18 protein-coding genes are annotated in these 14,798 nt (G+C 72.1%); 8 read left to right on the forward strand and 10 right to left on the reverse strand.

Annotated features, from left to right (window positions below):
- Positions 1 to 90 precede the first annotated feature (90 nt).
- A complete protein-coding gene (locus ABXS86_RS16385) occupies positions 91 to 669 on the forward strand; it encodes a TetR/AcrR family transcriptional regulator (RefSeq protein WP_353665157.1) in 579 nt (192 codons plus the stop codon).
- Positions 666 to 1,814 (forward strand): GDSL-type esterase/lipase family protein, encoded by a 1,149-nt coding sequence (locus ABXS86_RS16390; protein ID WP_353665158.1) that lies wholly within the window; start codon positions 666 to 668, stop codon positions 1,812 to 1,814. The genes ABXS86_RS16385 and ABXS86_RS16390 overlap by 4 nt, the downstream gene beginning before the upstream one ends.
- An 18-nt stretch (positions 1,815 to 1,832) precedes the next feature.
- Here ABXS86_RS16390 and ABXS86_RS16395 read toward each other — a convergent pair whose 3' ends face one another.
- Entirely contained in the window at positions 1,833 to 2,468 is a 636-nt protein-coding gene (locus ABXS86_RS16395; protein WP_353665159.1) for a TetR/AcrR family transcriptional regulator, read from the reverse strand.
- Between the two features lie 93 nt (positions 2,469 to 2,561).
- Here ABXS86_RS16395 and ABXS86_RS16400 point away from each other — a divergent pair, with 93 nt between their 5' ends.
- The 4 genes from ABXS86_RS16400 to ABXS86_RS16415 are packed head-to-tail and all read left to right on the forward strand — an operon-like array spanning position 2,562 to position 6,076.
- Positions 2,562 to 3,419 (forward strand): alpha/beta fold hydrolase, encoded by an 858-nt coding sequence (locus tag ABXS86_RS16400; RefSeq protein WP_353665160.1) that lies wholly within the window; start codon positions 2,562 to 2,564, stop codon positions 3,417 to 3,419.
- Positions 3,420 to 3,449: 30 nt separating this feature from the next.
- Complete coding sequence (locus ABXS86_RS16405; protein ID WP_353665161.1) at positions 3,450 to 4,445, forward strand: NADP-dependent oxidoreductase; 996 nt, start codon at positions 3,450 to 3,452, stop codon at positions 4,443 to 4,445.
- A gap of 40 nt (positions 4,446 to 4,485) precedes the next feature.
- Positions 4,486 to 5,355 (forward strand): alpha/beta fold hydrolase, encoded by an 870-nt coding sequence (locus ABXS86_RS16410; RefSeq protein WP_353665162.1) that lies wholly within the window; start codon positions 4,486 to 4,488, stop codon positions 5,353 to 5,355.
- A 7-nt stretch (positions 5,356 to 5,362) separates the two neighbouring features.
- Complete coding sequence (locus ABXS86_RS16415) at positions 5,363 to 6,076, forward strand: SDR family oxidoreductase (protein WP_353665163.1); 714 nt, start codon at positions 5,363 to 5,365, stop codon at positions 6,074 to 6,076.
- A 9-nt stretch (positions 6,077 to 6,085) separates the two neighbouring features.
- Here the strand turns inward: ABXS86_RS16415 and ABXS86_RS16420 are convergent, their stop codons facing one another.
- The 5 genes from ABXS86_RS16420 to ABXS86_RS16440 form a co-directional block, all read right to left on the reverse strand.
- Positions 6,086 to 6,688 (reverse strand): TetR/AcrR family transcriptional regulator, encoded by a 603-nt coding sequence (locus ABXS86_RS16420; protein WP_353665164.1) that lies wholly within the window; start codon positions 6,686 to 6,688, stop codon positions 6,086 to 6,088.
- Between the two features lie 73 nt (positions 6,689 to 6,761).
- Positions 6,762 to 7,688 (reverse strand): nucleoside hydrolase, encoded by a 927-nt coding sequence (locus ABXS86_RS16425; RefSeq protein WP_353665165.1) that lies wholly within the window; start codon positions 7,686 to 7,688, stop codon positions 6,762 to 6,764.
- Positions 7,685 to 8,542 (reverse strand): PfkB family carbohydrate kinase, encoded by an 858-nt coding sequence (locus tag ABXS86_RS16430; protein WP_353665166.1) that lies wholly within the window; start codon positions 8,540 to 8,542, stop codon positions 7,685 to 7,687. Before ABXS86_RS16430 ends, ABXS86_RS16425 begins: the two co-directional genes overlap by 4 nt.
- A gap of 189 nt (positions 8,543 to 8,731) precedes the next feature.
- The gene (locus ABXS86_RS16435) at positions 8,732 to 9,217 is read right to left on the reverse strand and encodes a hypothetical protein (protein ID WP_307212582.1); all 486 of its coding nucleotides are present in this window, start codon (positions 9,215 to 9,217) and stop codon (positions 8,732 to 8,734) included.
- A 5-nt stretch (positions 9,218 to 9,222) separates the two neighbouring features.
- On the reverse strand, positions 9,223 to 10,248 hold the full coding sequence (locus ABXS86_RS16440; RefSeq protein WP_353665167.1) for an FUSC family protein: 1,026 nt from the start codon (positions 10,246 to 10,248) through the stop codon (positions 9,223 to 9,225).
- Between the two features lie 312 nt (positions 10,249 to 10,560).
- On the opposite strand from ABXS86_RS16440, the gene ABXS86_RS16445 reads away from it, so the two are divergent.
- Positions 10,561 to 11,025 (forward strand): DUF3817 domain-containing protein, encoded by a 465-nt coding sequence (locus tag ABXS86_RS16445; protein ID WP_307212575.1) that lies wholly within the window; start codon positions 10,561 to 10,563, stop codon positions 11,023 to 11,025.
- 13 nt (positions 11,026 to 11,038) lie between these two features.
- Here the strand turns inward: ABXS86_RS16445 and ABXS86_RS16450 are convergent, their stop codons facing one another.
- From ABXS86_RS16450 to ABXS86_RS16465, 4 genes are all read right to left on the reverse strand, one after another.
- Complete coding sequence (locus tag ABXS86_RS16450; RefSeq protein WP_353665168.1) at positions 11,039 to 11,611, reverse strand: hypothetical protein; 573 nt, start codon at positions 11,609 to 11,611, stop codon at positions 11,039 to 11,041.
- 66 nt (positions 11,612 to 11,677) lie between these two features.
- Complete coding sequence (locus tag ABXS86_RS16455) at positions 11,678 to 12,781, reverse strand: class I SAM-dependent methyltransferase (protein WP_353665169.1); 1,104 nt, start codon at positions 12,779 to 12,781, stop codon at positions 11,678 to 11,680.
- Positions 12,782 to 12,837: 56 nt separating this feature from the next.
- Positions 12,838 to 12,987 (reverse strand): hypothetical protein, encoded by a 150-nt coding sequence (locus ABXS86_RS16460; RefSeq protein WP_013585971.1) that lies wholly within the window; start codon positions 12,985 to 12,987, stop codon positions 12,838 to 12,840.
- Positions 12,988 to 13,011: 24 nt separating this feature from the next.
- The gene (locus ABXS86_RS16465; protein WP_307212565.1) at positions 13,012 to 13,845 is read right to left on the reverse strand and encodes an EI24 domain-containing protein; all 834 of its coding nucleotides are present in this window, start codon (positions 13,843 to 13,845) and stop codon (positions 13,012 to 13,014) included.
- A gap of 80 nt (positions 13,846 to 13,925) precedes the next feature.
- On the opposite strand from ABXS86_RS16465, the gene ABXS86_RS16470 reads away from it, so the two are divergent.
- Positions 13,926 to 14,756 carry a hypothetical protein gene (locus ABXS86_RS16470; RefSeq protein WP_353665170.1) on the forward strand — a complete coding sequence of 277 codons (831 nt, stop codon included), beginning with the start codon at positions 13,926 to 13,928 and terminating at the stop codon, positions 14,754 to 14,756.
- Positions 14,757 to 14,798 lie beyond the last annotated feature (42 nt).

Below are 14,798 nucleotides of genomic sequence, written 5' to 3' on the forward strand. Positions count from 1 at the left end.
CGCGAGTGATCGCGCGGGGCCGTTTTCTTTCTTTCTCGAGCCGCAGGCTACGAGTAGTAGGACTGGGCCTAATGGGTATAGGCTGTTCGCATGTCCCGCCCCACCCTCACCGCCTCCACGGTCATCCGTACCGCGGCCGACCTCGCCGACTCGTCCGGTCTGACGGCGGTGACCCTCTCCGCGGTCGCCCGTGAACTCGACGTGCGCACGCCCAGCCTCTACGGGCACGTGCGCGACCTCGCCGCACTCCGCGACGGGATCACGATCCTCGCCCTCGGCGAGCTGAGCGATCGAGCGGGGGAGGCCGTTGCCGGTCGTGCCGGACGCGATGCGCTGACCGCCCTCTGCGAGGTGCATCGCGACTACGCGCGTCGGTACCCGGGCCGGTGGGAGAGTCTCCAGCGTCGCGCGGGCGAGGCGGTGGTCCGCAGCGACGAGGCGGCGCGCTCGAGCCGCGCCCTCGCCGCCGTGCTGCGGGGCTACGGCATCGCCGAGGCGGACCGCGTCCACGCGACCCGTTTGATCTCGTCGTTCCTCAACGGCTTCCTGCATCTCGAACACGTCGGCGCTTTCGCCCACAGCGCCCCCTCGGCCGACGAATCGTGGATGCCGCTCATCGACCGACTCGACGTTCTGCTCACCACCTGGTCAGAGGAGGCCGCACAGTGATCGACACACCCTTCACCCTCGACGTGATCCGCGGGGGAGTCGACCTCGAGCCCCTCGCGCACGGCGCGCGTCTGCACCGACTGCCGCTGCCCTTTCGGGAGCGCGAGGCCGATGCCCAGTTCTCGATGGTGGAACGCCAGCCCTCCGGCATCCACCTGCGTTTCCGCACAGCGGCGACGGCGGTCACGCTGCGCCTGCACGCCACGCGGGTCTCGTATCGAGGGCTGCACCGTGATCGCGGCATGGTCGACGTGATCGTCGATGACCGCCTCGTGCTGCGCCGTGCGCTCGTGAACGGTGATGCGCTCGAGCTCGACATGGCCACCGGGGCGGCGACCCCGCGCCCCGGAGACGACGACCTCGTGGTGCTGACCGACCTGCCGGCGGGTGAGAAGACCGTCGAGATGTGGGTGCCCCACAACGAGCAGATCGATCTCGTGTCGCTGGACGCCGACGCGCCTCTGGCGGCCGTCGCCGATGAGCGCCCGAGGTGGGTGCACCACGGCAGTTCCATCAGCCACGGGTCGAACGCCACCGCCCCGACCGAGATCTGGCCGGTCGTCGCCGCGCGTGCGGCGGACGTGCAGCTGCACAACCTCGGTTTCGGGGGGAGCGCGATGCTCGACCCGTTCATGGCGCGGGTCATCCGCGACACTCCGGCCGACGTGATCAGCCTGAAGCTCGGCGTCAACGTCGTCAACGCCGACGCGATGCGGGCGCGAGCGTTCCTGCCCGGCGTGCACGGCTTCCTCGACACGATTCGCGAGGGGCATCCCGACACGCCCCTGCTCGTCGTGTCGCCGATCTTCTGCGGCGTCCACGAGAAGACCCCCGGACCGGGAGCCTTCGACGTCGAGGCGCTCCGTTCCGGCGAGGTGCGCTTCGTCGCGACCGGCGACCCGGCCGAGGTCGCGCGCGGCGCGCTGACGCTCGAAGTCATCCGCGAGGTGCTCGCGCGCGTCGTCGCCGACCGCTCCGACGATCCGGCGCTGCACTACCTCGACGGGCTCTCGCTCTACGGCCCCGAAGACGCCGCGGCGCATCCCCTGCCCGACGGGCTGCACCCCGACGGTGACACCCATCGCCTCATCGGCGAGCGGTTCGCCCGGGCGGCGTTCTCGAGCGGTGCCCCTCTGCGGACCTGAGCCCCGCCACCCCTCCGCTCACTCCGCCGCCCGTGGGCACCCGGTCGGGCCGGGCAGCAGCACGCTCACCTGTCGCCGGATGATGTCGCGTACCTCGTCGTCGGATGCCGCGAGGTGCAGTGTCGCGGTCAGGGTGACGTGCACGATTGCCGTGACGACGCGGGCCGCCGTGGCCGCGGTATCCGGAGCTGCCCCTGTCTTCTGCCGCACGACGCCCGCGACGGCGGACTCCCACCGCCAGGCCTGCGCGAGCCCCTCGGCCCGGTGCTCCTCCGCGGGGTCGCCGAAGACGAGCTCGTGCAGGTAGATGCGGCCGTTCGAGGGGTGCTCGCGCACGCATCCGATGACCGGTGACAACAGCGTCATCACCACCTCGGCGGGTGACGCGGCGGGCGCGGCGAGAGAGGCGGTCCGGATGCCGCGGTCCACGGCATCCGCGAACTTCTCGTTCTGCACCATCATCACCAGCTCCGCCTTGGTCGCGGCGTAGCGGAACAGCGTGCCGATCGCGACGTCGGCTTCGTCGGCGATCTGCTGCGTCGTGACGCCGTCGGCGCCTTTCCGCGCGAACAGCGCCGTGGCGGCATCCGTGATGCGTCGACGCTTGTCGGCCATCGCGCGTGCGCGGCGACCCGTCGACGGGGGCGAGGTCATCGCACCTCCTTGACAAGTTTGCTGAGTGTGCTCATTATTGAGTGTACTCGCTCGGATTGTCCGCCGCGAGACCGACCGACAGGAGCCCGGCTCATGACCGAGCACGACGCGAACGCCGCTCGGAGCGTGGCCGACGCGGCGACGCGCACGGTGCGCGTCGACGGAGCCGACCTCGCCATCCGCGTGGTGGGGCCCGAGTCGCGGATCCCCCTCGTGGCGCTCATCCACCTGGGGGCGAACCTCGACGCGTGGGACCCGGAGGTCGTCGACGCCCTCGCCGCCGAGCGTCGCGTGATCCTGCTCGGGTACCGCGGGGTCGGCGACTCGACCGGCCGGGTGCGCGACTCCTTCGACGACATGGCGGCCGACGCGATCGCCGCCATCCACGCGCTGGGGCTGACGCGGATCGACCTGCTGGGCCTGTCGATGGGTGGGATGGTCGCCCAGGCGATCATCCAGCGCGAGCCCGACCTCGTGCGCCGTGCGGTTCTCGCGGGTACCGGCCCGGCCGGGGGTCCGGCGCTGACCCGGATGACGGGAGTCATGGTGCGCGGCATTCTGCGCAGCGTCGTGCTCCGTCGCCCGACGACGTCGGTGCTGTTCTTCACCGGTACGCCGGCCGGACGGAGAGCGGCATCCGCGTACCAGGAACGACTGGCGCGATCGCGTGTGGACCGCGAACGCGCGGTCTCGCCCGGCGCCATCCGTGCGCAGTTGCGGGCCGTGGCTCGCTGGGGTGCGCAGGCTGCCCCGACCGTGCCCGCCGCCGTCGACCGCGTGCTCGCCTTCCACGGCGACGCCGATGCCCTGGTCCCCGTGGCCAACGTGGCCTCGCTGCGGACGCTCTTCCCCGACCTCGAGGCGGTCGTCGTCGCGGACGCCGGCCACGGCGTCGTATCGCAGGACCCCACCAGCACCACCGAACGCATCCGCGCCTTCCTCCGCGGCTGACACCCACCCATCCCACCCAGGAGAAGATCCATGCGCGCTTTCCTCATCGACGGCTACACCACGCCCCTCCACGAAGCCGACGCGGCCGAGCCGACGTTGCGCGACGACGACGTGCTCATCGCGGTCGAGGCCGCCGGGCTGAACATGCTCGACGAGAAGGTGCGTCAGGGCGAGTTCAAGGCCTTCCTGCCGTACTCCTTCCCCGTGATCCTCGGGCATGACGTCGCGGGTACCGTGATCCGCGTCGGCTCGCGTGTGCGGTCCTTCCGGGCGGGGGACCGGGTCTTCGCCCGCCCGCGCGACAATCGGATCGGCACCCTCGCCGAGCGGATCGCCGTCGATCAGGCCGACGTGGCACTCGCGCCGACCTCGGTGAGCGTGGCCGAAGCAGGTTCTCTTCCCCTGGTGGCGCTCACCGCCTGGCAGGCGCTCGTCGAGATCGGTCAGGTCGGGCCCGGGCAAAAGGTGCTCATCCACGCCGGGGCGGGGGGCGTGGGGACGATCGCGATCCAGCTCGCGAAGCACCTGGGCGCCTCCGTCGCCACCACCGCCTCGGGGCGCAACGCCGACTTCCTGCGCGAGCTGGGAGCCGACGTCGTCATCGACTACCGCACGCAGGACTTCGCCGAGCAGCTGACGGGCTACGACTTCGTGCTCGACAGCCTGGGAGGCGAGAACCTCGAGAAGTCGATGCGCGTGCTGAGCCGGGGCGGAACGGCGGTCGGCATCGCCGGGCCCCCGACCCCCGCGTTCGCCTCCCGCCGCGGACTGAACCCGGTGCTGCGTCTGGTGATCGGCGCACTCAGCCGCAAGGTGCGCAGCCAGGCGAAGAAGCTCGGCGTGCGGTACGAGTTCCTCTTCATGCGGGCCGACGGCGCGCAGTTGGCGCAGATCGCCGGCCTGGTCGATGCGGGCGTCATCCGTCCAATCGTCGGCGCCACGTACGCGTTCGACGAGGCCCCCGCCGCCCTCGCCTCGCTCGAACGCGGCGGCACGCGCGGCAAGACCGTCGTGCTCGGCGCCTGACGCACGAAACCTCCTCCTCGAGATCGAAGGACGACGCAACATGACCACCCCCTCCGACGACCGCGTCCTCACCGCGTACGCGCTCGCCCCCACGAAGACCATCGCCGTCGCCGGCGTCACCTACGCCTACCGCGAGCTCGGTCCGAAGGAGGAGATCCCCGTGGTCTTCTTCGTTCACCTGGCCGCCACCCTCGACAACTGGGATCCGCGCCTGATCGACGCCGTCGCCCGCGAGCGCCACGTCATCACCTTCGACCAGCGCGGGGTCGGTGCCTCCACCGGCGTGGTCCCCGCCACCATCGAAGAGGCCGCCGACGACGCGCACGCCTTCATCCGCGCTCTCGGATACTCCCGGGTGGACGTCTTCTCGTTCTCGATGGGCGGCATGATCGCGCAAGACCTCGTGGTGCGGCATCCGGGGCTCGTCCGCAAGCTCGTGCTCACCGGCACGGGCCCGCGCGGGGGGAAGGACATCGACAAGGTCGCGCGCACCACCTACCTCGACATGGCCCGCGCGCTGATTGCGAGAGCCGACCCCAAGGAGTTCCTCTTCTTCAACCGCGACGCCGTCGGCAAGAAGGCCGGCAAGGAGTTCGTGGCCCGACTCCGAGAACGCACGACGGACCGCGACAAGGCGGCTTCGCTCTCGGCATTCCGGAGGCAGTTGAAGGCCATCGCCCGCTACGGCCGGTCGGCGCCGTCCGACCTCTCCGCGTTCGACGGCCCGGTGCTCATCGCCAACGGCGACAACGACCGCATGGTGCCGAGCGTGCTCTCGCACGACCTGCATCGACGGATGCCGGGATCCGAGCTGATCATCTATCCCAACTCCGGCCACGGCGGCATCTTCCAATACTGGCGAGAGTTCGTCCCCGTCGCCGTCGCCTTCCTCACCCGCACCGAAAGCTGAGTCGAACATGCCCTCTCTGAACGACGCCGTCCTCCTCATCACCGGAGCGAACGGGGGGATCGGTCGCGAGCTGGTCGCTGCCGCCCTCGCTCGCGGCGCAGCCACGGTCTACGCCGCGGCGCGCACGCCCCGGACGTGGGACGACCCGCGCGTGGTCCCGCTCCACCTCGACGTCACCGACCCCGCATCCGTCCGCGCGGCGGTGGAGGCGGCATCCGACGTCACCGTCGTGATCAACAACGCCGGGGCCAATCCGCCCACGGCGAGCCTGCTCGACATCGACGAGACCGACATCGCCGCGAACGTGGAGGTCAACTTCTTCGGCCCCGTGCGCGTTGCCCGCGCCTTCGCTCCGGTGATCTCGGGCCGCCCGGGAGCGGCGCTCGTCGACATCCACTCGATCGCCTCGTGGTACGCGTTCGGCGGGGTCTACTCGGCCTCGAAAGCGGCGATGTGGTCGGCCACCAACTCCCTTCGCCTCGAACTCGCCCCCCGGGGAGTCCACGTCATGGGCGTGCACATGGGCTACGTCGACACCCCGATGGCCGCCCACGCGAGCGGCCCGAAGCTCACCCCCGCCGACCTCGCCGGCCAGGTGCTCGACGGACTCGAGGCGGGGCGTTACGAGGTGCTGGCCGACGACCTGACCCGGCAGGTGCGGGCGAGTCTGGCGCAGCCCGTCGAGGCGCTCTATCCGGAGCTGACGGCGCCGGCGGAGTGACCGCGGGCGTCAGCCCTCGATGACGACGGACGCCTGAGCCCGGACGGAGGCGAGGATGTCGGCCACGCTGATGTCGGGCGAGGCGGCGGATGCCATGGTGACGAACATCGCCGCCGCGATCAGGCGTGCCCGCACGGCGGCGTCGTCGTGGTCGCGTCCCGTCCGCGAAGCGATGAGGTCGGTCACCGTCTGCTCCGTCTCGGCGACGAAGCGGAGCGCTTCCGCGTGATGCGGTTCCTGCGCGTCGCCGAAGAGCATCTCGCGCAGGTAGGTGCGGCCGTTCTCGACCTGTGCGCGGTTGCACTCGACGATCGGGGCGAGGAGCGCCATCACGCCGTCGAGGGCTCCGGGTCGCGCCTCGGCCGCCGCGCGCCCCTCCACCAGGGCCTGCTCGTAGTGCGCGTTCTGCACGAGCAGGAGCAGCTCGCCCTTCGTGCGGGCGTAGAGGAACAGCGTGCCCGTGCCGATGTCGGCGGCGTCGGCGATCTCCTGGGTGGTGACGTCGTCGACGCCGCGCGCGGCGAAAAGGTCGCCCGCCGCGGCCACGATGCGCTCCAGCTTGGCCTGCTTGTTGCGCTCGCGGCGTCCGACGCTTGGGGAAGCGGATGCCATGGAGTCCTCCGGGGTGGTTCGCTGAGTAGCCTCGTGTCTGAGCGTAGTCACACCCCAGCGGGTGGGGCGCCGCTCAGCCCGGCCACTCCCGCGCCTCGAGCGCGTCGAGCAGCACCTCGACCGCCGATCCCTCCATGGCGCGCACCCAGCGTTGCGTCTCGGAGCCGCGCGACGACACCGTGCGGCCGCGCTCGCCGCGCTCGAGGCGCACCTCGACCTGGCCCGAGGCGACGCTGACGCCGCGCAGCACGCCGGCGGCCACCATCGCGGCGAGCGGGTCGTGCAGGGCGCACCGCCGGTCGGCGAACACGCGACCGGCGTAGAAGTCGAGGTAGGCCGGCAGCATGCGGGCCAGCGCGTGGGGGAGCGCCCCGGGGATCGCCTCGAGTCGCACGAGGTCGGCCGCATCCAGCGTCTGCGTCATCGTCACATCGAGCGGGACGAGCGTGGTGTCCCAGTCCTGCGCGAACACGACGGCGGCCGACTCGGGGTCGTTGTGAATGTTCGCCTCGGCCCACGCCGTGACGTTGCCCGAGTGTCCGAACGCGCCGCCCATCACCACGAGGTGGTCGAAGCGGGCGACGCCCGGCGACTCGGCGTAGGCGGCCAGGTTGGTGAGCGGTCCGAGGGCGAGCACGGTGAGATCCGGATGCCGTGCCGCGAGGTGGTCGATGAGCTCGACCGCGGGGCGGGCGTCGTGCAGCTGAGCGGCGGTCGCGAGCGCGATTCCGCCCACGCCGTCGTCTCCGTGCACATGTGGAGCGCCGCCCGCATAGGAGCGGCCGCGGAAGTCGTGCGCGCCGACCGCGACGGGGATGCCGTCGACCCCGGCGAGCTCGAACAGCGAGAGGGTGTTGGCGGCCGCGCGGGCGGCATCCGTGTTCCCCGAAACCGTCGTCACTCCGACGATCTCGACCGAGGGCTCGGCCAGCAGATAGGCGAGGGCGAGGGCATCGTCGATGCCGGTGTCGCAGTCGACGAGGATCGGCCGGCGGCTCATGCGGTCACTCCGTACATGTCGAGGGCGTCGAGCGCCGGTTGCGAGGCGTCGTCGGCGACGGCCGCGGCACCGACGGCGCACGCGCGGGCGAGCGCGTCGGCCTCGGCGTCGCCGCGCAGGAGCCCGACGACGAGCGCCGCGCAGAAGGCATCGCCCGCGCCGACGGTGTTGCGCACGGTCGTCGTGACCCCGGGGGCGGATGCCACGAGCTCGCCGTGCCGATACAGGCGTGCTCCCGCGGCGCCGAGCGTGACGCACAGCAGCGGAGCATCGTGCACCTCGGGCAGCTGCGCGTATTCCGTCTCGTTCACGATGACGAGGTCGCACTTCTCGAGCAGGTCGCGGGGGAGGGCTCGCGCCGGGGCGGCGTTGAGCGCGAGGAAGCCCGCGGCGCGCGCGGCGGCCGAGACCACGGCATCCGCCACCTCCAATTGCGCGAGCACCGCGGAGTCGGGCTCGATGCCCAGGGACTCGGCGTCGATCGCCGCGTTCGCGCCCGCGCACACGACGATCGAGTTCTCGCCCGTCGCGTCGACGACGATGAGGGCGGTGCCGGTTGCCGCCGCGGTGGTCTGCACGCCCGAGGCGTCGACGCCGACCTCCGCCAGCTGATCCCGGATGCCGCGGCCGTCGGGGTCGTCGCCGACTCCGCCGATCAGCCGCACGTCGGCGCCGAGGCGGGCCGCGGCGACCGCCTGATTCGCGCCCTTGCCGCCGGGTCCGCGCTGGAGCACGCCGTCGGCGACGGTCTCGCCCGCGCCGGGAGCGCGCTGCACCCGCGCGGTGAGGTCGACGTTGATGGCGCCGACCACGGTCAGCGCTACGGCCCGGTCGGGAGAGGGGGAAGTCGTCACGAGGGTCAAGCCTGTCACGCGTCGTCGCGAAGCACGCTGAAGGACGACAGCGTCGTGCGCATCTCGCCGGAGTCCGAGCCGACGCGCTCGTTGATGTGCCGGATCGGCAGGATGTCGTCGTCGGCCACCTCGGCGGCCTGTGGCTAGCCCGTCATCTGCACGCGCCGACCACCAGGGCGCGGCGGCCGGTCAATGCAGCATCAACTTCGCCGAGATGAGCAGCGCCGACACGATCGCCGCGCCCACCGCCGTCAGCACGACCCCGAGGGCCGAGTAGCCGCGGAGGCGTGCTCCGGCGGTCGCGACCACGACGAGGTACGCCATGGCGACGCCGACGCCCCACAGCAGCGCGGTGGGCAGCGACACACCGAACGCGACGAGCACGACGACGACCAGCAGGGGGAGGAAGGTCACCGACACCATCGGCGCGCTCACGCGCAGGTGGTGCAGGAAGATGCGCCCGGGGCGGTCCGTCGAGGTGTCGCCCAGCGAGGAGGCGAACACGTGCGTGGCGAAATACACGACGTTCGTGAGCGCGACCACCGCGATCACCAGCGCGAGGTCGGTGGTGCCCAGGCCGATGAGGGTGGATGCCGAGACCAGGGCGCCGTAGCATCCGGCACTGATCCGCTCGGCGGCGTCGTGCCCGAGGGTGCGGGATGGGCGGTCGTTCATGACGGTCATCCTCTCGCGGTGCGGCGACGCAACGCCGCCGACACGATCGCGACGACGGTGCCGACCGCGACGCCGATGATCGTCTCGATCACGCGGTCGCGCAGCAGCATCTCGGGCGTCGCGGGTGAGGCCAGCGAGATCATCAGCAGGGCGAGCGGGGTGACGAAGACCATTGCGATGCCGTAGTTGCGGCCCACGAACAGCTCCGACAGCGCCTGGAACGCCACGGCCACGAGGATCGTGAGCCACGGCGGAAGGTGCAGCGCGAGCAGTCCCGCCGCGATCAGCACGCCCAGCAGGGTCCCGAGCAGTCGCTGGGCTCCGCGGATGAGCCGCGCCGTCACGTGCGCGCCGCCGACGGCTGCGACCGCACCGACCATGGCCCAGTACCAATGAGTGCCCACGAGCAGGGCCCCCGCGAGACCTGCGAGCAGGGCGGCGACGCCGACAGTGGCGGTCATCTCCCACGCCACCGGGCCGATCGACGGTCGGGGGCGGGTGGGGCGCGCCCACGATCCTCGGCGGGCGAGCACGAAGGCAACGGTGACGATGAGGCTCCACGCGACGCTCGCGCCGCCGACGAGCAACACCAGCAGCAGCGACGACCAGCCGGCCGGAAGGCTCGCCGTCGCACCGCCGGCGAACACCGCGAAGAGCGCTCCGGGCGGATGCCACTGCGAGCGGTAGGCGAAGAGGGTGACGGCCGCAGCGATCGCCGCCACGACCACGACGCCCACGACGGCGGGGCTCGACAACGCCGACACGACCGTGCCGATCATCATCGACGAGACGAGGATCGCACCCGCCGTCGCCTGCATGATCACGCGCGGACGCGGCTGGTCGGTGCGACCGTAGAGTGCCGCGAACGCGCCGAAGCTGGCGTAGACGCTGAGGTCGAGGCGGCCGATCAGCAGCAGTACGAGGAGCGGCACGCCGACGCTGAGAACGGCGCGCACCGCGACCCGGTGGTCTCCCTGACGGGGTCCGACCCGGATCACCCCGGTCCACACGCGCCCCCGGGATTCCGCCACCCCACCAGCCTACGCTTCGCGTGTTCGCTCTCCCGTCCGGCACGGGGAGAGGGTTCCGGATGCCGCGGCGTCAAGGAGGTGGCATCCGTCGCTCGATCTGCTGGGCTGGGGGCATGGACGCCGAACGCGAGAAGGGGCCGATCGAGCCCGGCCCCGAGCCCGACACCACGACCGCGGCCGAGGCCGACCGATCCGACGACTCCCTCGACGGGGACGATCAGCCGATCGAGTGACCTCTCGACGTCGAGGGGAGCGCACGGGCGCCGTCAGCGGCATCCGTAGGCTGAAAGCCCCCGACTCGCGAGGAGAGACGTGTTCCGCACGCCCCTGACCCTGTTCCGCACGCTCGCGATCGCCGAGGCGATCTCGTGGACGCTGCTCATCGGCGGCCTGATCCTGCGCGCGGTCGCCGATCTGCCGCTCGCCGTGACCATCGGCGGCTCCCTCCACGGCTTCGTTTTCTTGGCCTACGGCGCCACCGCCGTGCTCGTCGCGCTCAACCAGCGCTGGGGTGTCGGCCCCGCCGTCGTGGCCGTGGCGAGCGCCGTCATCCCCTACGCGACGGTTCCGACCGAGATCTGGCTGCACCGTACCGGGCGCCTGCGCGGAGACTGGCGTCTCGACGCCACCGACGACCCGCGCGATCAGCGGCCCCTCGACCGACTGCTGCGCTTCTTCCTGCGGCGTCCGTGGGCGCTGGCCCTCGCGCTGGTCGCCGCCGTGGCGCTCGTGTTCGTCGTGCTGCTGATCGTGGGCCCGCCGGGCGGCAAGGGCTGAGTCCGTCTCGAGCTCAGCGCACGTGGATGCGCACCGCCGACGGCGCGATGCGGCACGTCGCGGTGAAGGTCTGGACGGTGCCCGACACCGTCGCCCCGGCGACCCCCGTGTCGAGCAGCTCGACCGTGCCGCCGCTCGCGTGCAGGGTGGGCGTCGCGTCGCTGAAGCGGTGCATCGCACCCCCGTTGCGGCTCGAATACCAAACGTCGATGTCGATCCGCTGGATCGGCCCGGTGGTCGAGGTGGCGCGCCAGTCGATGGCCGCCAAGCCTCCGCCGCGGCTCTCCATCGTCAACGTCACGCTGCCGCACTCCTCGCCGCCGACCGCTTCGGTGCGCAGGGGCTGATCCTCGGGGGTGATATCGGCGCCGCAGAGATCGATCGAATGGATGCGGGCGTACTCGCGTCCTGTGCCGCTGATGCTCGAGCAGTCCGCGAGCAGCGCGGTCGCCATGCTCGCGGCGAATGGGTCGTCGGGTGCGGCAGCGGGCGGCGCCGGCGCCGGCGCCGCGGCGAGCAGGGCCGCCGTCGTGATGACGGCGAGTCCGAGGGCGCCGAGCGGCGCGGAGATCATGCGCACGCCCATGCTCGCCCCCTTCGTCGCGGTCGAGGGAAATCTACGCCCGACCGGGCCGCGGGGCCACGGCTTGCGTCAGCGCTTCGTCGACACCGTCACCGTGAACTTGCGGTCGCGCGCGACCTGACGGGTCGGTCCGACCAGGCGCTCGAGGGCGGGCCGGTACTGCAGGGCGGAGTTCCACACGGTCCACAGCTCCCCGCCGGGGGCGAGCACGCGGGCGGCGTCGGCGAACATGCGCGGAGCGAGCTGGTCGGTGACCGCGGCGCCGGAGTGGAAGGGCGGATTCAGCGCGATGAGAGTCGCCGTGGCATCCGGCTGCGATCGCATCATGTCGTCGCGCACGACCTGCACGCGGTCGGCGACGCCGTTGGCTTCGGCGGTGGCGCGGGCCGACGCGACGGCGAGGGCCGACTGGTCGCACGCGATGACCTCGAGCGACGGATGCCGCACGGCCAGGGCGGCGGCGACGACCCCCGTGCCGCAGGCGAGGTCGATCGCACGCCCATCGTGGGGAGCGGGGAGGTGCGCCAGGAGCAGGCGCGTGCCGATGTCGATCGAGGCGCCGGCGAAGGCGCCGCCGAAAGCTCTGATCCGAATGCCGTCGACCTCCGCGGCATCCGGTTCGGGCTCGACGCCGTCGTGCGGGCCGCGCGCGATCAGCACGCGGGACTTCTGCCGCGCGTGGCTGACGTCGAGGCGGTCGAACCTCTTGCGCAGCACGTCGTTCATGGTCACGGTCATGTGCTTGAGGCGCCCGCCGGCGTACAGGACGACGTCGGGGTGCGCGTGCAGGGCGATCAGGCCCGCGATGTCGGCGAGGGCGCGCAGCGATCGGGGCAGGCGCAGCAGCACGACGCGGGCGCCGGAGAGCAGCGACGCGTCGAGGGCGTGCGAGGTGAACGCGTCGTGGAGATCCGCCTCGGCCGCGTTGGCGCGGAGCGCCTCTTCGCCGAGGACCTCGTCTTGATGCACGCGGATGCCGCGAGCCCCGGCATCCGCCGCGCCCAGGGTGAGAGCGCCGAAGGCGTCGCCGATCACGACGAGTTCTCTCTCGCCGACGCGGGCGCGGTCGTCAGCGGATTCGTCGAGGATCAGTCGATCCGCCGCGTCGACCGCGACGAGGTCGGGGCCTTCGAGATCGGGTCTGCGGCGGAGAGCGTCGAACGAGAAGGGCACCGTGCCACGCTACCCGGGCCGGGGTTCGAACGTGCCCGTCATCGGGCGGTGACTGGTTACCGGGTGCCGAAGTGGAACGGCAGGGCCAGCGAGGCCGAGACGAGGATGATGCCGAGCGCGAAGAACAGCGCGGGTGCGGCGAGCGAGAACGACAGTCCGGTGAGCAGCATGCCGCCGACGAACAGGATGAGCGAGACGATGAACATGGGGTTCCCTTCGGTCGCTCCAGGCTATCGTGCCGCGTCGGCGCTCCGGTCCGCGGGCGGGGGCGGCGTGGCGGCGGCGGGGTGTTCCCGAGGGTCTGTTCCGGATGCCACGGGCCCGGCGCCGGGCCGGACGGGACCGCCGAGCACCGACAGCGTCCACAGCGTGCTGCCGGCCACGGCCGCGGGCATGACGGCGACGGCCCCGAGCGGCACGAGGAAGCACAGCTGGGTCGCCACGCCGAAACCGAGGGCCCGGGCGCGGTGGTCCTTGATGATGGCGCGCCGGGCGCGTCGGTCGAGACCGCGCGCGGAGAGCGAGCGCGAGGTGAGCTCGTCGGCGAGCAGCCATCCGGTCAACGCGACACCGGTGGCGAAGCCCAAGACGCCGCCGACGAAGGGGATGAGCCCGATCACCCACGCGAGCAGCGCCGCGAGGACGCCGCGCAGGATGAGGCGCACGCTGTCGCCCACGGCGCGCCAGAAGCCGTAGTCGGCGTCGGGAACGGTGCCGGTGACGCTGCGCTCGGTGGCGCGCCAGATGCGGTCGTAGAACGGCTCGCCCACCGCGAGGGTGACGGCGGTGAACGACACCACGACGATCAGCAGCGCGGCACCGAACGAGGCGACCCCGATGGCGGTGCGCACGGTCGTCGCCCAGAACGGGGCCCACGTGTCGGCGAACGGGGTCCAGTCGTCGACGAGCCCGGGGAGCACGAGACCCCACCCGACGAGCGCTCCCGCGAAGACGAGGCCCACGAGCGTGCCGGGGATGAGGCCGAGCGCCATCGCCCCGGGCGTGCGGCGCCACTGACCGAGTCCGCGGAGCAGGAGCCCTGCCCCGGTGAGGAATTCGCGCATGCGGGAAGTCTGTCACCGACTTCCGACATCGTCCGCAACCGGGTCGCACCGGTGTCGGAGCCCCCTGGCAGGATGCCGGTATGCGCATCCGCACCACGTCGACCCAGCGCACCTACCGCTACGTGCGCCTGGCGATCATCGGGGCCACGGTGTTCCTCGCAGTCGGGGTGGGCGTGCAGATCGCGGGCGGGGGAGTGCTGCCCTCCGTCAGCGCCGCGTATTACACGCCTGCGGGGCCGGTCTTCATCGGAGCGCTCAGCGCCATCGCCCTCGCGCTGCTCGCGCTGTCGGGGCGCAGCCTCGAGCAGGGGCTCCTCGACATCGCGGCCGTGCTGGCGCTGGCGGTGGCCTACGTGCCGACGACGGTGGCCGCGGGCGTCTGCCCGAGCGTTGCGCGCTGCGTGCCGCCCGAGGTGCGGGCGACGGTGGCGAACAACGCGGTCTCGGTGGTGGTCATCGTGGCGGTCGGGGTTGTGGCAGCGATTGTCCTCGCACGGGTGCAGGGGACGGCGACCCCCGGGGTGTTCCTCACCGCCGGGACCGTGCTCGCGCTGACGGCGGCCTTCGCGATCTGGGGGACGGCGGCTCCCGAATCGTTCCTCGCCGCCGCACACGAGGTCGCCGCCGTGGCGTTCTTCCTCGCGATCGCGGGTGTCGCCGCGCTCGCCGCGTGGCGCCCGCAACCACGCGGTGCGCCCCGTCGGGGCGTACGGACCGCCTACGGCATCGTGGCGGCGGCGATCCTCCTGACGCTCGCGCTGCTCGTCGCCGGGGTCGTGCTCGGGGTGGACGGGGGAGGCTTCCCCGTCGTGTTCGTGGGCGAGGCGGTGGCGCTCGCGCTGTTCGCGGTGTTCTGGCTGGTCCAGACCGTCGAGCTGTGGAACGAGCCGGATCCGAGCCTGCGGGAATAGCCGAGGCGGGCTCGCGTTGAAGTTGATACGACGGCGCTCAAG

The organism is Microbacterium sp. che218 (assembly GCF_040436305.1).
Taxonomy (GTDB): domain Bacteria; phylum Actinomycetota; class Actinomycetes; order Actinomycetales; family Microbacteriaceae; genus Microbacterium; species Microbacterium algihabitans.